This window comes from Synechococcus sp. LTW-R (assembly GCF_014217875.1).
GTDB lineage: Bacteria > Cyanobacteriota > Cyanobacteriia > PCC-6307 > Cyanobiaceae > Vulcanococcus.
Genome location: NZ_CP059060.1, coordinates 332,205 through 346,521, shown reverse-complemented (window position 1 = coordinate 346,521; position 14,317 = coordinate 332,205). Strand labels below are relative to the sequence as shown.

The 14,317-nt window shown below is 63.8% G+C and carries 16 protein-coding genes; 10 read left to right on the top strand and 6 right to left on the bottom strand.

The features are described from left to right. Positions 1-158 precede the first annotated feature (158 nt). Positions 159-374, top strand: a complete 216-nt coding sequence (locus tag H0O22_RS02070) for a DUF4278 domain-containing protein (RefSeq protein ID WP_370521461.1) — start codon at positions 159-161, stop codon at positions 372-374. 95 nt (positions 375-469) lie between these two features. Continuing rightward, on the top strand, positions 470-688 hold the full coding sequence (locus H0O22_RS02065; protein ID WP_185187409.1) for a hypothetical protein: 219 nt from the start codon (positions 470-472) through the stop codon (positions 686-688). Between the two features lie 12 nt (positions 689-700). On the opposite strand, the gene H0O22_RS02060 is transcribed toward H0O22_RS02065, so the two are convergent. Beyond that, positions 701-1,786, bottom strand: coding sequence for a calcium/sodium antiporter (locus H0O22_RS02060; RefSeq protein WP_185187408.1), 1,086 nt, complete (start codon positions 1,784-1,786; stop codon positions 701-703). A 56-nt stretch (positions 1,787-1,842) separates the two neighbouring features. Further along, positions 1,843-2,940, bottom strand: coding sequence for a DUF389 domain-containing protein (locus tag H0O22_RS02055; RefSeq protein WP_185187407.1), 1,098 nt, complete (start codon positions 2,938-2,940; stop codon positions 1,843-1,845). A gap of 110 nt (positions 2,941-3,050) precedes the next feature. Between H0O22_RS02055 and H0O22_RS02050 the strand changes: the two genes are divergently transcribed. Both H0O22_RS02050 and bioA read left to right on the top strand, forming a co-directional pair. Beyond that, positions 3,051-4,739, top strand: coding sequence for a SulP family inorganic anion transporter (locus H0O22_RS02050; protein ID WP_255439412.1), 1,689 nt, complete (start codon positions 3,051-3,053; stop codon positions 4,737-4,739). Between the two features lie 3 nt (positions 4,740-4,742). Beyond that, positions 4,743-6,011, top strand: a complete 1,269-nt coding sequence (bioA, locus tag H0O22_RS02045) for an adenosylmethionine--8-amino-7-oxononanoate transaminase (RefSeq protein WP_185187406.1) — start codon at positions 4,743-4,745, stop codon at positions 6,009-6,011. Here the strand turns inward: bioA and H0O22_RS02040 are convergent. Next, positions 6,008-7,858, bottom strand: coding sequence for an APC family permease (locus tag H0O22_RS02040; RefSeq protein WP_255439411.1), 1,851 nt, complete (start codon positions 7,856-7,858; stop codon positions 6,008-6,010). The two genes, bioA and H0O22_RS02040, sit on opposite strands and share 4 nt — an antisense overlap. Before the next feature lie 67 nt (positions 7,859-7,925). Here H0O22_RS02040 and H0O22_RS02035 point away from each other — a divergent pair, with 67 nt between their 5' ends. Next, positions 7,926-8,324 (top strand): hypothetical protein, encoded by a 399-nt coding sequence (locus H0O22_RS02035; protein ID WP_255439410.1) that lies wholly within the window; start codon positions 7,926-7,928, stop codon positions 8,322-8,324. Here the strand turns inward: H0O22_RS02035 and H0O22_RS02030 are convergent, their stop codons facing one another. Then, a complete protein-coding gene (locus H0O22_RS02030; protein ID WP_185187405.1) occupies positions 8,325-8,759 on the bottom strand; it encodes a hypothetical protein in 435 nt (144 codons plus the stop codon). A 73-nt stretch (positions 8,760-8,832) separates the two neighbouring features. Beyond that, positions 8,833-9,141 carry a hypothetical protein gene (locus H0O22_RS02025; RefSeq protein ID WP_185187404.1) on the bottom strand — a complete coding sequence of 103 codons (309 nt, stop codon included), beginning with the start codon at positions 9,139-9,141 and terminating at the stop codon, positions 8,833-8,835. Between the two features lie 200 nt (positions 9,142-9,341). Here H0O22_RS02025 and H0O22_RS02020 point away from each other — a divergent pair, with 200 nt between their 5' ends. Continuing rightward, complete coding sequence (locus H0O22_RS02020) at positions 9,342-10,136, top strand: BMC domain-containing protein (protein WP_185187403.1); 795 nt, start codon at positions 9,342-9,344, stop codon at positions 10,134-10,136. A gap of 1 nt (position 10,137) precedes the next feature. On the opposite strand, the gene rdgB is transcribed toward H0O22_RS02020, so the two are convergent. Then, positions 10,138-10,734, bottom strand: a complete 597-nt coding sequence (rdgB, locus tag H0O22_RS02015) for an RdgB/HAM1 family non-canonical purine NTP pyrophosphatase (RefSeq protein WP_185187402.1) — start codon at positions 10,732-10,734, stop codon at positions 10,138-10,140. A gap of 209 nt (positions 10,735-10,943) precedes the next feature. Here rdgB and H0O22_RS02010 point away from each other — a divergent pair, with 209 nt between their 5' ends. The 4 genes from H0O22_RS02010 to H0O22_RS01995 all read left to right on the top strand — a co-directional run bounded on the left by H0O22_RS02010 (position 10,944) and on the right by H0O22_RS01995 (position 14,227). Beyond that, a complete protein-coding gene (locus tag H0O22_RS02010; RefSeq protein WP_185187401.1) occupies positions 10,944-11,939 on the top strand; it encodes a sodium-dependent bicarbonate transport family permease in 996 nt (331 codons plus the stop codon). A gap of 3 nt (positions 11,940-11,942) precedes the next feature. Continuing rightward, the gene (locus H0O22_RS02005) at positions 11,943-12,224 is read left to right on the top strand and encodes a transcriptional regulator (protein WP_185187400.1); all 282 of its coding nucleotides are present in this window, start codon (positions 11,943-11,945) and stop codon (positions 12,222-12,224) included. Positions 12,225-12,428: 204 nt separating this feature from the next. Further along, entirely contained in the window at positions 12,429-12,743 is a 315-nt protein-coding gene (locus H0O22_RS02000; protein WP_010306728.1) for a BMC domain-containing protein, read from the top strand. Positions 12,744-12,814: 71 nt separating this feature from the next. Continuing rightward, positions 12,815-14,227 carry a form I ribulose bisphosphate carboxylase large subunit gene (locus H0O22_RS01995; RefSeq protein WP_185187399.1) on the top strand — a complete coding sequence of 471 codons (1,413 nt, stop codon included), beginning with the start codon at positions 12,815-12,817 and terminating at the stop codon, positions 14,225-14,227. The last annotated feature ends 90 nt before the right edge of the window (positions 14,228-14,317 follow it).

Below are 14,317 nucleotides of genomic sequence, written 5' to 3'. Positions count from 1 at the left end.
GAACATTCCTATTCCGCTAGAAATGCTGCAGAAGGACAAAACGTTGAGGGAGCCCCCTCTGGGCCTGGCTCCACCGGAAGTAGCCCACCGCAAGGCGAAGCAACGCTCCTTCCCACGAAGCGGACAACCCACCGACCCTTCGAGGCCCGATGACCACCATGAGCAAACTGCAATACCGGGGCGTCAGCTACGACACCGCCAGCCACGAACAGCCCGCCGCCATCCCTGTTGAGCACGCTTACCGGGGCCAGCACTTCGAGGCCCCTCTACGCCACGAAGCCGCTGCCGTCGACGCCTCCGTCGACCTCCAGTACCGCGGCCACCACTACCACCACCGTCAGGCGGACGCCGCGGCCCAAGTCAACCAGGGCTGATCACGCAGCAAAACCAAGGCTTTTGATTTTGGTTCGCGTTGATACATCAGCATCCGACGCCTCCCCCTGGAATAGGGGGAGGTTTTTTTTGGGCCATGGACATCACCCTGACGTCCGTCGGAGCGAGCTACAACCTCAAACACCGCAGTGTTCTGGGGATGCTTTGGCTGCAAACCCATTTCGCCAATGACACCTGGGAGCTGATTTGCTCCGGCAAGGTGAATCTGAACCGGGAGAGCAGCGAGAGTCTCTACAGCGACGCCACCGCGGCTGGGCTCAGCGTCTCCATGCTCCCGAGCGTTGTTCTGAACTGAAGCGCCGCCTCTCTAGCCAGCGGCCTTGCGCTGCTGCATCCAACGCAGAGAGGTCCAGGTGAGGAAAACGAGAACCAGCGGCAGGACCGCCACCAGGACAAAGAGCCTGAATTCATCGATACCTGGTGCCGCAGTGCTGCTCAGGATCTGCTCAATCAGATAGAGGCCATAGGCCCCGAGCAACAACCAACCTTCCAGGCGGTTGATCACGCCGCCACTCCAGAAAATCGGCAGGCAGGCCAGGGTCGTCAGCACCATGACAGGGAAGTCACGGCGGAGCAGCTCCGGGCTGACCAGCAGACCGTCCTGACCAGAGAACAAGGCACAGAGCCCAAGGATCAGCAGTTGGTTCAGAAGGTTGCTGCCCACCACGTTGCCGATGGCCAAGTCCGCCTTGCCCCGATAGGCCGCCACAAGGGAGGTCACCAGCTCAGGCATCGAGGTTCCGGCCGAGACGATCGTCAGACCAATGACCGCCTCGCTGACCCCCAGGGTTTGGGCCGCCGCGATCGCCCCTTTGATCAGCACTTGGGACCCCACCACCAGCAGCGCCAGGCCCACGGCCAACTTGAACAGGGCCACCGGAGTGGTTGAAGCCCCCTCCGCATCAATATCATCGAGGCCTTCCTCGTGGTCTTCCCGGGCTGAGCGGACTTCCCACACGAGGGTGATCACCAGGGCCGTCAACAGGGCCAGACCCGCAACCCAGGTGAAGCTGCCGGATGAAGCCATGGCCCACGTGGCCATCGACACCGCGAGCAACAGGGGCACATCACGCCGGACTAAGCGACTGCGCACCCGCAGGGACGTGATCGCCGCGCTCGCGCCCAGCACCACCATCACATTGAAGATGTTCGAGCCCAGAACATTGCTCACGGCAATCGAATCACCGCCTGAGCTGCCCTGAAGGGTCGAGAGCAGGCTCACAAACAACTCAGGGGCGCTGGTGCCAAAGGCAACCACCGTCAAACCAATGACGATCTGGGGGATGCCGAGCAGCAGCGAGAGCGCCACGGCCCCTGCCACGAACAACTCTCCCCCGCCAAAGAGAAGCGAGATGCCGGCCACGATCTCCAGGAAGGTGAGGGCGTCAGGCATGGCCAGCAGCGGACTGGCCCAATTGTGCACAGAACAGCCGAAATGTCTCCTGAGCGTTAAGCGGGCGGAGCCGGGGCCGTCACGGGAGGAGTCGGAGGCACCGGGGCCGGCTCAACCGGTTCGGGCGCCTGCTCCTTGGGTTCCTCCACCGGGATCGGCTCCGGGTTGGGTTCGGTTTCAGGACCGATCACATCGATCGAAACCCGCTGCACCAGAAGCCGATAACGGAATTTCTGGGTCTTATTAATGAAGTCCTGAACGGCCGCGACCTGCTTGGGGGTTGGCAAGTTCGGCCGGCTCACCCGCACCGCCGCCTTGATCAAGGGCGGGTTCTGGCTCCAATCGATCTTCACGTCAGTGAGCTCAGAATCCCGGCCCAAGGTGATGGTGTTTTTACGCAGGCTCTCGGTAATCGCCCGCTCCACCTCTTCCAGGGCCTGCCGCTGCTGCGCTTGACCCAGCAGCGTGACAAAGCCACCCGTCAGCGGGATCAAGAGCAGGCCGGTCAGCAGCAAACTGACCAGCCCCATCTGGCTGCGGAACAGCTGCTGGCGCAGGCTCGCCTGGGTGGCCACCAACGTCAGCAGGCCCCCCGACAGGATGCCGAGCAGGTTGGCGGCAAACAGCAAGGCCGCCCCCTTGGCGGGGTCCCATTGCTGCAACGCCAGCAGCAATCCGAGCACGCAGACCGGCGGCACCAGGGCCACCGCGATGGCCGTTCCTGCCACCGAGGAGACCGCTTCCGGTTTGAGGCGGCCATAGGTGGCCACCGAGCCCGCGACCAGGGCAATTCCCAAATCCAGCAGGTTGGGGGTTGTGCGTCCGAGCACCTCATCGCCGAGCACAGGCAGGTTGGCCACCAAGCCCAGGGCCGCTGAGGTCAACACCGTGATCGCCACCCCCACCGCCAAGGTCAGGAGGGCCCGACCCACGAGTGCCAACCGGCCCTCCAAGATCGCGAAGGAGGCACTGCGCAGGGGCAGGATCCAGGGGGCAATCAACATCGCCCCGATCACCACCGCAGCGCTATCAGCCAACAGCCCCAGGGTGGCAATCAAGCTCGCCGCCACCGTCAGCACGACATAGGACTGATCCAGGCGCGCTTCCCGCTCAAAGCTGGCCTCCAGGGCCGCCAGGCTGGTGGGCTCGCCCATGGGTCGCAGAAAGGTAGTGACTTCAGGATGACCGATTCGCTCACGGGCTGCCGGCCAAGCCCCAAATGATTCGGCTCAGACGTAGCGTCTTGCCCCCACTCGCAGCGGTCATGACCCCGGCGTCGACCTCCCCAAGAGCGTCAAGTTTTCGCCTGCTGAATCAGATCAGCACCAACAACATCAAAGGGGATCTCTTCGGCGGTGTCACCGCCGCGGTGATCGCCCTGCCCATGGCCTTGGCCTTCGGCGTCGCTTCTGGAGCCGGAGCGGCCGCTGGCCTCTGGGGCGCTGTGCTGGTGGGCCTCTTTGCGGCCCTGTTTGGCGGCACCCCGAGCCTGATCTCGGAGCCCACCGGTCCGATGACCGTGGTGATGACGACCGTGATTGCGAGCTTGACCGCCCGCAACCCCGAGCACGGCCTAGCGATGGCCTTCACCGTGGTGATGCTCGCGGGCGTCTTTCAGATCGTCTTTGGTCTGCTGCGGCTCGGTCGCTACGTGACCCAGATGCCCTACACGGTCATCTCGGGCTTCATGAGTGGGATCGGCCTGATCCTGATCATCCTCCAGCTGGGACCCTTCCTCGGTCAGGCCAGCCCCAAAGGCGGCGTGATGGGCACCCTCAATAACTTGCCCCAACTGCTGGCCAACGCGCGGCCCACCGAGATCAGCCTGGCGCTGATCACCATGGCGATCCTCTGGTTGACCCCGGCGGCCGTCAAAAAAATTGCGCCCCCGCAACTGATTGCCCTGGTGGTGGGCACCGTGCTCTCCCTGACGCTGCTCTCGGGCGGCGGCGGCGAAGAGATCCGCCGCATCGGGGAAATCGCCTCGGGATTCCCCGCCCTGCAGATCCCCCACTTTGAGCTGGGCGAATTGCAGCTGATGTTCGTGGACGCGGCCGTGCTGGGCATGCTCGGCTGCATCGATGCTCTGCTGACCTCGGTGGTGGCCGACAGCATCACCCGCACCGAGCACAACTCCAACAAAGAACTGATTGGCCAAGGCCTCGGCAACCTCGCCTCCGGCCTCTTCGGTGGCCTGCCCGGCGCCGGCGCCACCATGGGCACTGTCGTCAACATCCAGAGCGGCGGCCGCAGCGCCCTCTCGGGCATCAGCCGCGCCCTGATCTTGATGGTGGTGATCCTCGCCCTCACCGGCGTGGCCGCCCGGATCCCTCAAGCCGTCCTCGCGGGCATCGCCTTGAAGGTCGGTGTCGACATCGTCGACTGGGGCTTCATCCAGCGCGCCCACCGCATCTCGATCAGCGGTGCGCTGATCATGTATCTGGTGATTGCTCTCACCGTTCTGGTGGACCTGATCGCCGCCGTGGGCGTCGGCGTCTTCATCGCCAACATCCTCACAATCGACAAGATGAGCGCCCTGCAAAGCAAGAGCGTTAAGTCGATCAGCACCGGTGACGGCGACCTCGAGATCAGCGACGAAGAACGTCAACTGCTCGATGCCGCCCGCGGTCAAGTCCTGCTCTTCCAGCTCAACGGGGCGATGATCTTCGGTGTCGCTAAGGCCATCGGCCGCGAGCACAACGCCATCGGGGATTGCCGCGCCGTGGTCTTCGACCTCACCGAGGTCTCCCACCTCGGGGTCACTGCCGCCCTGGCCGTGGAGAACGCCGTCGAAGAGGCCATCGAGAAGGGCCGCGAGGTCTTTGTGGTTGGGGCCACAGGCACCACCAAGCGTCGCCTCGAGAAGCTCGGGCTCTACAAGAAATTGCCCCCGGAGCGCACCGGCTTGGACCGTCGCCTGGCCCTACAGCAGGCCGTCAGCGCCATCGCTTAAGCCATGGATTGGCATCCCCACCTCTGGCACCCGATCACCCAGGTGGCGCACAGCGACGCGCCCCAACGGGTGGTGCGGGCCCAGGGGTCACTGCTGGAACTCGAAGACGGCCGTGCGCTGATCGATGCCATCAGCAGTTGGTGGGTCACCCTCCATGGCCACGCCGAACCGAGCATCGCGGCCGCCATTGGGCGCCAAGCCCATGCGCTCGAGCAGGTGATCTTCGCCAACTTCAGCCACGGGCCCGCCGAACAACTCGCCAACCGACTCAGTGCCCACACCGGTCTGGAGCGGCTCTTCTTCTCCGACAACGGCTCCAGCGCCGTCGAGGTGGCACTGAAAATGGCCTGGCAGTGGTGGCGCAACCAAGGCAGTGAACGCCGCCAATTGATCGCCTTTGAAGGGGCCTATCACGGCGACACTTTTGGGGCGATGGCCGTCGGCGATCGCTCGGTCTTCACCGAAGCCTTCGAAGAGCTGCTCTTCGATGTCACCCGACTGCCCTGGCCGGCCACCCACTGGGGTGATACGAGCATCGATGAGCGGGAGGCGGCCGCCCTCACGGCCCTACGCGAAGCCCTCCAGACCCCCACCGCCGCCCTGATCGTCGAACCCCTCATCCAGGGGGCCGCCGGCATGCGCATGGTGCGCCCTCAATTCCTGAAGGCCGTTGCCGAGGAAGTCCAAGCCAGCGGGGCCCTGTTCATTGCCGATGAGGTGATGACCGGCTTCGGCCGGACCGGGGCGCTCTTTGCCTGCCAGCGTGCCGGGATTCAACCTGACCTGGTGGCCCTCTCCAAAGGACTCACCGGCGGTTTCTTACCGATGGCCGTGACCATGGCCAGTGAGCGCATCTACGCCGGCTTCATCAGCGAGAGCGAGCCCACCGCCACCTTTTTCCACGGCCACAGCTTCACCGCGAACCCCTTGGGTTGCGCCGCAGCTCTCGCCAGCCTGGATCTGCTGGAGGCCAACCCACAGGCCTACACGGGTTTTGAGGCGCGCCATCAACCGCATCTCGAGGCCCTCGCACAGCACCCCAAGGTGCAGGACGTCCGCTGCACCGGCACCGTGGCCGCTTTCGAGATCGAGGCTGGCGAGACCAGTTACCTGAACCCGATCGGCAAGGTCGTCCAGCGCCACTGCATCGAGCAGGGGGTCTATCTCCGACCCCTGGGCAACGTCGTCTACCTGCTGCCGCCCCTGTGCACGAGCGATGCCCAACTGCAGCAGTGCTACGACGCGCTGCAGTCCTGCTTGGAGCAGCTCTAGGCCGGAGGGAAGTAGCGCACCAGGGTGAACACCCGGCTGCGCCGTTCGTTGAGGGCCTCCCGCATGTTCAGGCCACGCTGGTTGAGCAGGAGGTGATCAAACCGCCGCCGGGGAATCGCCATCGGCATCACGATCGTGAATTGACTCTCCGGGCAGCGGGCTTCCTCCTCCGCCACGAACTGGGCAAAAGGATCGATCAACGACGCGAAGGGACTCTCCAGCAGGCGCAACTCAAATTGAGGCGCATCGCCGACGAGGCGATGCCAACGCTGGCGCAACGCCTCAAAGTCGTCATTCGGTTCACAGACCCACACGCCAATCACCCGATCCGAGACCTGGGCGGCGTAGCGCAAGGCCTCCAGCGTGGGACGGCTCCAGGACGCCAGCCAGACGATGCTCTGGTTCTCCAACACGTCCTGACGATCCGGCCATCGCACCGAGATGTCCTCCCCGGGCTGCAGTTCGATCGCGTCGTAAACCCGTTCGTAGCGGCGGCCGATCCCGCCCAGTCCCCAGACCATGAGCGGCAGCAACAGCACCACGATCCAGGCGCCCTCATCGAATTTGCTCAGGACGATCACCGCAAAGACCAGACCGGTCGTGATCGCCCCCAGGGCATTCATCGCCAGCCGCCCACGCCAGCCAGAGCCACGCCTGCACCACCAGTGCCGCACCAGACCCGCCTGGGAGAGGGTGAAGGCCAAGAACACGCCCAAGGCGTAGAGATTGATCGCGACATTGGTGTTGCCGCGGCAGACCACGATCACCAGCGCTGACACCAACAGCAGCAGGCCGATGCCGTTCTGGAACACCAGGCGATCCCCAAGCCAGGCCATTTGGCGGGGCAGATAGCGGTCCTGGGCGAGCAGGGCCGCCAAGCGCGGGAAACCGGAAAACGCCGTGTTGGCCGCCAAACCGAGGATCAACAGAGTGCTGATCTGCAGGCACCAGTAGAGGGGGTTGCTCGGGCCAAACACCCGCAGACCGATCTGGGCCAGCACCGTGCGATCGGGGTTCGGAGCAATCCCATAGAGAAAGGCCAAACCGCTCACGGCCAGGAACAGCAGGGCCAAAAGGACTCCCATCACGAGCAAGGTGCGCTGGGCGCGCTTGGCCGAGGGCTCACGAAAGACCTTCACGCCATTGGCAATCGCTTCGATGCCGGTCATGGCCGAACAGCCGGCGCTGAAGGCCCGCAGGATCAAAAACAGGCCCAAGGGCTCCAGGGCCGCCACCGCCGGTGGCGCATCCGGGCGGAAGCCATGGGCAAAGACGAGGTTCTGCAGACCAAAGACAGCCAGCAGTCCCACCATCACCACGAAGGAATAGGTGGGCAGAACAAACAGCCGCCCGGCCTCCTTGAGGCCACGCAAATTCGCCCACCCCACCAGGGCCAGCAGCAACAGCGACAGGCTGGTTTCATGGGGCAGCAAGCTTGGCAGCAGCGAGCTCAAGGCCTGAACCGCCGCCATCAGGCTCACCGCCGCGGTGAGGATGTAATCCACCAGCAGTGCCGCCGCCGCCACCAGCCCCGCCATGGGGCCGAGGTTCTCCCGGGCCACCACATAGGAACCACCACCCTCGGGATAGGCCTCGATCGCCTGCCGGTAGGAGAGCACCACGATGGCGATCAGCCCCACGATGCAGACCGTGATTGGCAGGGACCAGCCAAGGGCTGCACTGCCGGCCAGTAGCAACACCCCCAGGGCCGCCTCGGTCGCATAGGCCACCGAGGAGAGGGCATCCGAGGACAGGATCGGCAGCGCAATCAGGCTGGGGAGCCGCTGGGCATCAGCCTCCGCGCGCGGCAGGGGACGCCCCAACAGGCGACGGGCAAACGAGAGCACCCCTGTGGCGCGCAACTGGGCTCACCATGGCCGGATCTGCGCTTGCTGGCAGCCCATGGCCCGTGCCATGACAAAGACACCCCATCAGGGGCTGTCCATGCGCTCCAACCTCAACGACCTACTGGAACAACTGGTCCTGCGGGGTTGGGCCAAACTTGACCTGCCTGCCGGTGTTCCCAAGGTCCCACCGGACGCCCCTTGGTGGAGCATTGACCTGGGCGCCGTGACAACGGTTTCGCTGCACCCCTGGCCCAGCGGGCTGCTGGAGTTCAGCATCTGTGTCCTCATTGATGCTGAGGATCAAATCCAGTCATACGAGCTGGAATGCAACGCCATGCCAGTCCCGGTGGCACTCATCAACTGGTGGGGAGGGCTCGAGAGCGCTCTGCTGCAGGCGGAAACACTGAAAGACGAACTGATCGCCGCCTGGGATCAGGAGATCAGCGCAGGCGGCGAATGGACTTGATCAGGCGAAACGACGGCGGCCGTCGTTGAAGCTTGCAAAGCTGGTGACTTCACCGCGAGCCTGCTGGGCGCCGGAGACCTGGGCCAGCTTCCAGACGTTGCGGCTGATGCGGCGGGCATGCAGGCCACCGCGCTCCACCTCAGCGCTGCTGGGGCGGGCACCCATCAAATAGGTCACCTCGGCGGTGGTCAGAGGGGCACCGGTTCGCAGGGCGAGCTGGGTCAGCTCCAGGCGTTGGCGCAGACCGGCGATGTCACAGGAACCGCCGTCCTCAGCCTCGTTCCAGACCCAAGGCAACTCGCCTTGAGCTGCCAGTTTCTGCATCAGGGTCATGCTGACGAGTGCCAGCGCCTGATCCGCGTTGAGATCGCCGCCGTCTTGAACGGGAGCAGCGCCCTTCGCGGACGCAGAAGGGGCAGAGCGCTTAGCAGCCACGGGCAATCCTGCGGGGATGGCCGGACGGTACCGGCTCTCGCCCGCGGCGCAAGACCCCAGGGACAAGCGGACATCAACTGCGCCGCAACCAATCCGGGGCATGGCCGAACCAATCGCCGAGATCGCCGGGATCCTCCGGATCCGGCCGAAAGGATGGCCCTGGTTCCACATCCCCTAAATCCAGCTCCGCCAGCAAGCGATCGACCCCTTGGCTGGAGGCCGCCTGCTGCCGGCGCCGGGCCTGGCGCAGCCATGCCGCGACGGCGTGATGGCGGTCGGCAAATTTCTGGAGATAAATCCGTTCCTCCAACGAGACCGCCTCGTCCGCACCAATGCGGTGGACGATGTTCTGCAGACGAAGCCTGGTGGACGGTGTGAGCATCGCGAACGCACCGCGGATGGGCCCGTGTTAGCCACGCCAGCGGCGGCGGTTGTGGCCGTGGACACCTTTTCAGGCCGGCGTTAGCGAGCGAGGACACAGAGATCGGGCGGTAAGATCGCCGCGCTCCTCCCGCTGGTCAGCTGAGGACCTCACCGCCATGAAGGCGGTGCTGAACCAACTTCAGGGAGCATCCCGACCCCTTGATCGAACGCAATCCCAGGCGACGCAGTTCATCGGTCCAGATCACTGGCACCGACCTGGGATTCAGCGGCAGTGGCACCTCCCTGGATGAGCTCCATCCATCGGCCGCCAGCTGCGTCATCACCACCGACAGCGAAGCGCGGCTGGTGAGCCAAGCCAGTGCGGTCGAATCGATCGAACTGCGCACCTACGTTTTTCTCGACTCGCTCCAACCCCAGCTCGCCACCTACATGGGCACGGTGAGCCAAGGCTTCCTGCCGATCCCCGGCGATGCCTGCCTCTGGTTGGAGGTCTCCCCGGGCATGGCCGTGCACCGGGTCACCGACATTGCCCTGAAGGCCAGCACGGTCCGCCTTGGCCAGATGATCGTCGAGCGGGCCTTTGGCTCCCTCGCCCTCTATCACCGCGACCAGAGCAATGTGCTCCACTCCGGCGATGTCGTGCTGGAGGCGATCGGCAGCAGCGTCGACGAACGGACCCGTTGCAGCGTGACCTGGACCGAGGTGATTCGCGCGATCACCCCGGACCATGCGGTGCTGATCAACCGTCAGAACCGGCGTGGTTCGATGATCCAGGCGGGCATGAGCATGTTCATCCTCGAGACCGAACCCGCTGGCTATGTCCTACTCGCGGCCAATGAGGCCGAAAAGGCGAGCAACATCACGGTCGTTGACGTCAAAGCCGTCGGCGCCTTCGGCCGCCTGACCCTGGCCGGCTGGGAAGGTGATGTGAACGAAGCCGCCGCCGCCGCCATGCGCGCGGTCGAGCAGATCAACAGGCGCTCAGCCCGCTGATTTAGGCCAGACCGAAGATCTCCTTAAGGCCCGGCGCTAACGCACGCGCGGCCTTGCCACGGGAACCCAGTTTGTCCTTGAGGTGCTGACCCATCTGGGCATAAGTCAGGCCGGCTTCACGCACCCAAAAGATCGGGTCATAACCGCCGCCAGTCCCCTGGGGGCTGGTAAGGATTTCACCTCGGCAGATGCCCTCGGACTCGAGCACCGGGCGGCCCTCAGGGTCGGCTAGCACCATGGCGCTGTTAAAGCTGCCGCTGCGGTAGGGGCTCGATCCCAATTCCTGCAGCAACCGGTGGATGCGCTCGGGGTCCGTGGCGGCGTAACGGGCCGAGTAGAGGCCCGGGGCACCCGCCAGGGCATCGACCTCGAGGCCGGAGTCGTCGGCCAGCGCCCACTGCCCCGTCAACTGGGCCACCCCGCAGGCCTTCAGGCGAGCGTTTTCGAGGTACGTCGAGCCGGTTTCTTCAATTTCGAGGCCATCCGGCTGCTGACGAACCTCCAGGTCGACCGCATCCAACATCGAGCGGATCTCGGCCACCTTGTAGGGGTTGCCACTGGCAATCACCAAAATCGGCTGGGACGTGCCAGGTCGCATCCAATGACGCCAGGGGCCGCCATTGTGCCGCCTAAAGGGGTGAGGCAGGTTGGGTTGAACATTCCACCCCAGACAAATCCAGGGGCACCTGCCTCGATCGAACCGTAGGGAGGGTCCCCAGGCGCTGCAAGCGGCGCCTGGCCGGATGTGTGCAGCTCTGAACAGTTCTGGGGAGCGCCCAGAATCGACCCATCGCAACGGGTTCCTGGATGGACACCAGCCTGGTTCTCCAGAACCTGTTCACGCCCCCGGTCCTCTTCTTTTTCCTCGGCGGCATTGCCGTGTTGGTGGGCTCGGATCTGGAGATCCCCGCCCCCCTGCCGAAGCAGTTCTCGCTCTATCTCTTGCTGGCGATTGGCTTTAAGGGCGGCCTCGAGTTGCAGCACAGCGGCGTCAGTGGCCAAGTCCTACCGACCATTGCCGCCGCGGTCCTGATGTCCCTCGTGGTGCCGCTTTATTCCTTCGCGGTGTTGCGCTGGAAGCTGGACAGCTTCAATGCAGCCGCCACTGCCGGGACCTACGGCTCGATCTCGGCGGTGACTTTTATTACTGCCGAAAGCTTTCTGGACACCCAGCACGTGCCGCACGACGGCTTCATGGTCGCGGCGCTAGCGCTGATGGAGTCGCCGGCGATCATTGTTGGCCTGCTCCTGGTGAAACTGGCGGCGCCGCAGCAACGCCCCAGTTCAGGCGGAATGCGCTGGGGAGCAGTGCTGCATGAGGCGCTGCTGAACGGCTCTGTTTATCTCCTTGTCGGCAGCTTGTTGGTGGGCTTTCTCAGTGCCGCGAACAGCCCCAGCAGCGTTGAAAAGATGCTGCCCTTCACCGACAACTTGTTCTATGGCGCCCTGAGCTTTTTCCTGCTCGACATGGGCATCGTCGCCGCCCAACGCCTTCGGGACCTGAAGCAAGCCGGTGTCTTTCTGATCAGTTTTGCGGTGTTAATGCCCCTCTTTAACGCCCTCCTGGGCACGTTGATTGCCAGGGGATTGGCTCTCAGCCCTGGCAATGCCCTTCTATTTGTCGTGCTGTGCGCCAGCGCCTCCTACATCGCGGTCCCTGCGGCGATGCGGATGACGGTTCCAGAGGCCAACCCGAGTTTCTACACCTCAACGGCCCTGGGATTGACCTTTCCCTTCAACATCCTGGTCGGGATCCCGCTGTACATGGCCCTGATCAACACCGTCCTTCCCGCCGCCGGCTGAGCGATGAAACGTCTCGATGTGATCGTGAGCGAGCGGGAGCTCGATGCCGTCCTCAAAGCGATCGATGCGGCCGGCTCACCGGGCTACACCGTGATGAAACACGTGACCGGCAAGGGCCCCCACGGCTCCGTATCAGAGGCCATGGACTTCAGCGGACTGGGTGCGAATGCCCACGTCTTGGTGTTTTGCGAGCCAAAGATCGTGGAGGGACTGCGGGTCACCCTCAAGCCATTACTGGAGTATTACGGCGGCGTTGCCTATCTCTCAGACGCCGAATCGCTCTAACCGCAGTGCTTTTGGAGACGTCAGGCACCCGACCCGAAAGCCACCCGAGAAGGATCCCCAAAGTTTTGTGATGCACTGATCAGCCGCTCTTATCAAAGACTGAGGGGACGGTGATCGTGATTGAGCTCCAAATGTCTTGACTTACGGATCGTTGCCGAAGCAAGGTTGCTGGCGAACATTCCACCCCTCCTCCAGGAGCAGGTAATGGCTAACGAAACCATGGGCATCGCCCTCGGCATGATCGAGACCCGGGGTCTGGTCCCAGCGATCGAAGCCGCTGACGCCATGACCAAGGCCGCCGAAGTGCGCCTGGTCGGTCGCGAATTCGTGGGCGGCGGTTACGTCACCGTTCTGGTCCGCGGCGAAACCGGTGCTGTGAACGCTGCTGTTCGCGCTGGCGCCGATGCCTGCGAGCGCGTGGGTGATGGCCTGGTTGCCGCCCACATCATTGCTCGCCCCCACCGTGAAGTGGAGCCTGCTCTGAACAGCAGCGCCGGCTTCGTTGGTTCGAAGGACTGAGGACTGAGTTAGGCCATTGATGGCCTCTCATCCCTCTGACTTATTTCCCTCGACCCACTCGGAGATTCTCCATGGCTAAGAAGTACGACGCTGGGGTTAAGGAGTACCGCGACACGTATTGGACTCCTGATTACGTCCCCCTCGACACCGACCTGCTGGCTTGCTTCAAGTGCACCGGCCAGGAAGGCGTTCCCAAGGAAGAAGTTGCCGCTGCTGTGGCTGCTGAATCCTCCACCGGCACCTGGTCCACTGTGTGGTCCGAGCTCCTCACCGACCTCGACTTCTACAAGGGCCGTTGCTACCGCATCGAAGACGTTCCTGGCGACAAGGAATCCTTCTATGCGTTCATCGCCTACCCCCTCGACCTGTTCGAAGAGGGTTCCGTCACCAACGTTCTGACCTCCCTGGTCGGCAACGTCTTCGGTTTCAAGGCTCTGCGCCACCTGCGTCTGGAAGACATCCGCTTCCCGATGGCGTTCATCAAGACCTGCATGGGTCCCCCGAACGGCATCCAGGTCGAGCGCGACCGTATGAACAAGTACGGCCGTCCCCTGCTGGGTTGCACCATCAAGCCGAAGCTCGGCCTGAGCGGTAAGAACTACGGCCGGGTTGTGTATGAGTGCCTCCGCGGTGGTCTCGACTTCACCAAGGACGATGAGAACATCAACTCCCAGCCCTTCCAGCGTTGGCAGAACCGCTTTGAGTTCGTTGCCGAAGCTGTGAAGTCCGCTGAGCAGGAGACCGGCGAGCGTAAGGGTCACTACCTGAACTGCACCGCCGCCACCCCTGAGCAGATGTACGAGCGGGCCGAGTTCGCCAAGGAACTCGGGCAGCCGATCATCATGCACGACTACATCACTGGTGGCTTCACCGCTAACACCGGTCTGTCGCACTGGTGCCGTAAGAACGGCATCCTGCTGCACATCCACCGCGCCATGCACGCGGTGATCGACCGTCACCCCAAGCACGGCATCCACTTCCGCGTTCTCGCCAAGTGTCTGCGTCTCTCCGGTGGTGACCAGCTGCACACCGGCACCGTGGTCGGCAAGCTCGAGGGCGACCGTCAGTCCACCCTCGGCTACATCGACCAACTGCGCGAATCCTTCGTTCCCGAAGATCGCAGCCGCGGTAACTTCTTCGACCAAGATTGGGGTTCCATGGGCGGCGTGTTCGCCGTGGCCTCCGGCGGTATCCACGTCTGGCACATGCCGGCCCTGGTGAGCATCTTCGGCGACGACTCCGTGCTCCAGTTCGGTGGTGGTACCCACGGTCACCCCTGGGGTTCTGCTGCTGGTGCTGCGGCTAACCGCGTGGCACTGGAAGCCTGCGTCAAAGCCCGTAACGCCGGTCGCGAGATTGAGCGCGAAGGCCGCGACATCCTCATGGAAGCCGCGAAGCACAGCCCCGAGCTGGCCATCGCCCTCGAGACCTGGAAGGAAATCAAGTTCGAGTTCGACACCGTCGACAAGCTCGACGTCAACTGATTTCGAAGCGAGTGGGAGACGGAGTCAGCTTCGGTTGACTCCTACCCACTCAGTGATCGGAACAGGACATCGAACCAAATCAAGGTTCAT

Bases quoted from the DNA above. Each gene is read 5' to 3' on its own strand.
- H0O22_RS02070 (WP_370521461.1), top strand. From the start codon at position 159: ATGAGCAAACTGCAATACCGGGGCGTCAGCTACGACACCGCCAGCCAC.
- H0O22_RS02065 (WP_185187409.1), top strand. From the start codon at position 470: ATGGACATCACCCTGACGTCCGTCGGAGCGAGCTACAACCTCAAACAC.
- H0O22_RS02035 (WP_255439410.1), top strand. From the start codon at position 7,926: ATGACAAAGACACCCCATCAGGGGCTGTCCATGCGCTCCAACCTCAAC.
- H0O22_RS02060 (WP_185187408.1), bottom strand. From the start codon at position 1,786: ATGCCTGACGCCCTCACCTTCCTGGAGATCGTGGCCGGCATCTCGCTT.
- H0O22_RS02025 (WP_185187404.1), bottom strand. From the start codon at position 9,141: ATGCTCACACCGTCCACCAGGCTTCGTCTGCAGAACATCGTCCACCGC.
- H0O22_RS02000 (WP_010306728.1), top strand. From the start codon at position 12,429: ATGGCTAACGAAACCATGGGCATCGCCCTCGGCATGATCGAGACCCGG.
- H0O22_RS02010 (WP_185187401.1), top strand. From the start codon at position 10,944: ATGGACACCAGCCTGGTTCTCCAGAACCTGTTCACGCCCCCGGTCCTC.
- H0O22_RS02005 (WP_185187400.1), top strand. From the start codon at position 11,943: ATGAAACGTCTCGATGTGATCGTGAGCGAGCGGGAGCTCGATGCCGTC.
- rdgB (WP_185187402.1), bottom strand. From the start codon at position 10,734: ATGCGACCTGGCACGTCCCAGCCGATTTTGGTGATTGCCAGTGGCAAC.
- H0O22_RS02050 (WP_255439412.1), top strand. From the start codon at position 3,051: ATGACCCCGGCGTCGACCTCCCCAAGAGCGTCAAGTTTTCGCCTGCTG.
- bioA (WP_185187406.1), top strand. From the start codon at position 4,743: ATGGATTGGCATCCCCACCTCTGGCACCCGATCACCCAGGTGGCGCAC.
- H0O22_RS01995 (WP_185187399.1), top strand. From the start codon at position 12,815: ATGGCTAAGAAGTACGACGCTGGGGTTAAGGAGTACCGCGACACGTAT.
- H0O22_RS02055 (WP_185187407.1), bottom strand. From the start codon at position 2,940: ATGGGCGAGCCCACCAGCCTGGCGGCCCTGGAGGCCAGCTTTGAGCGG.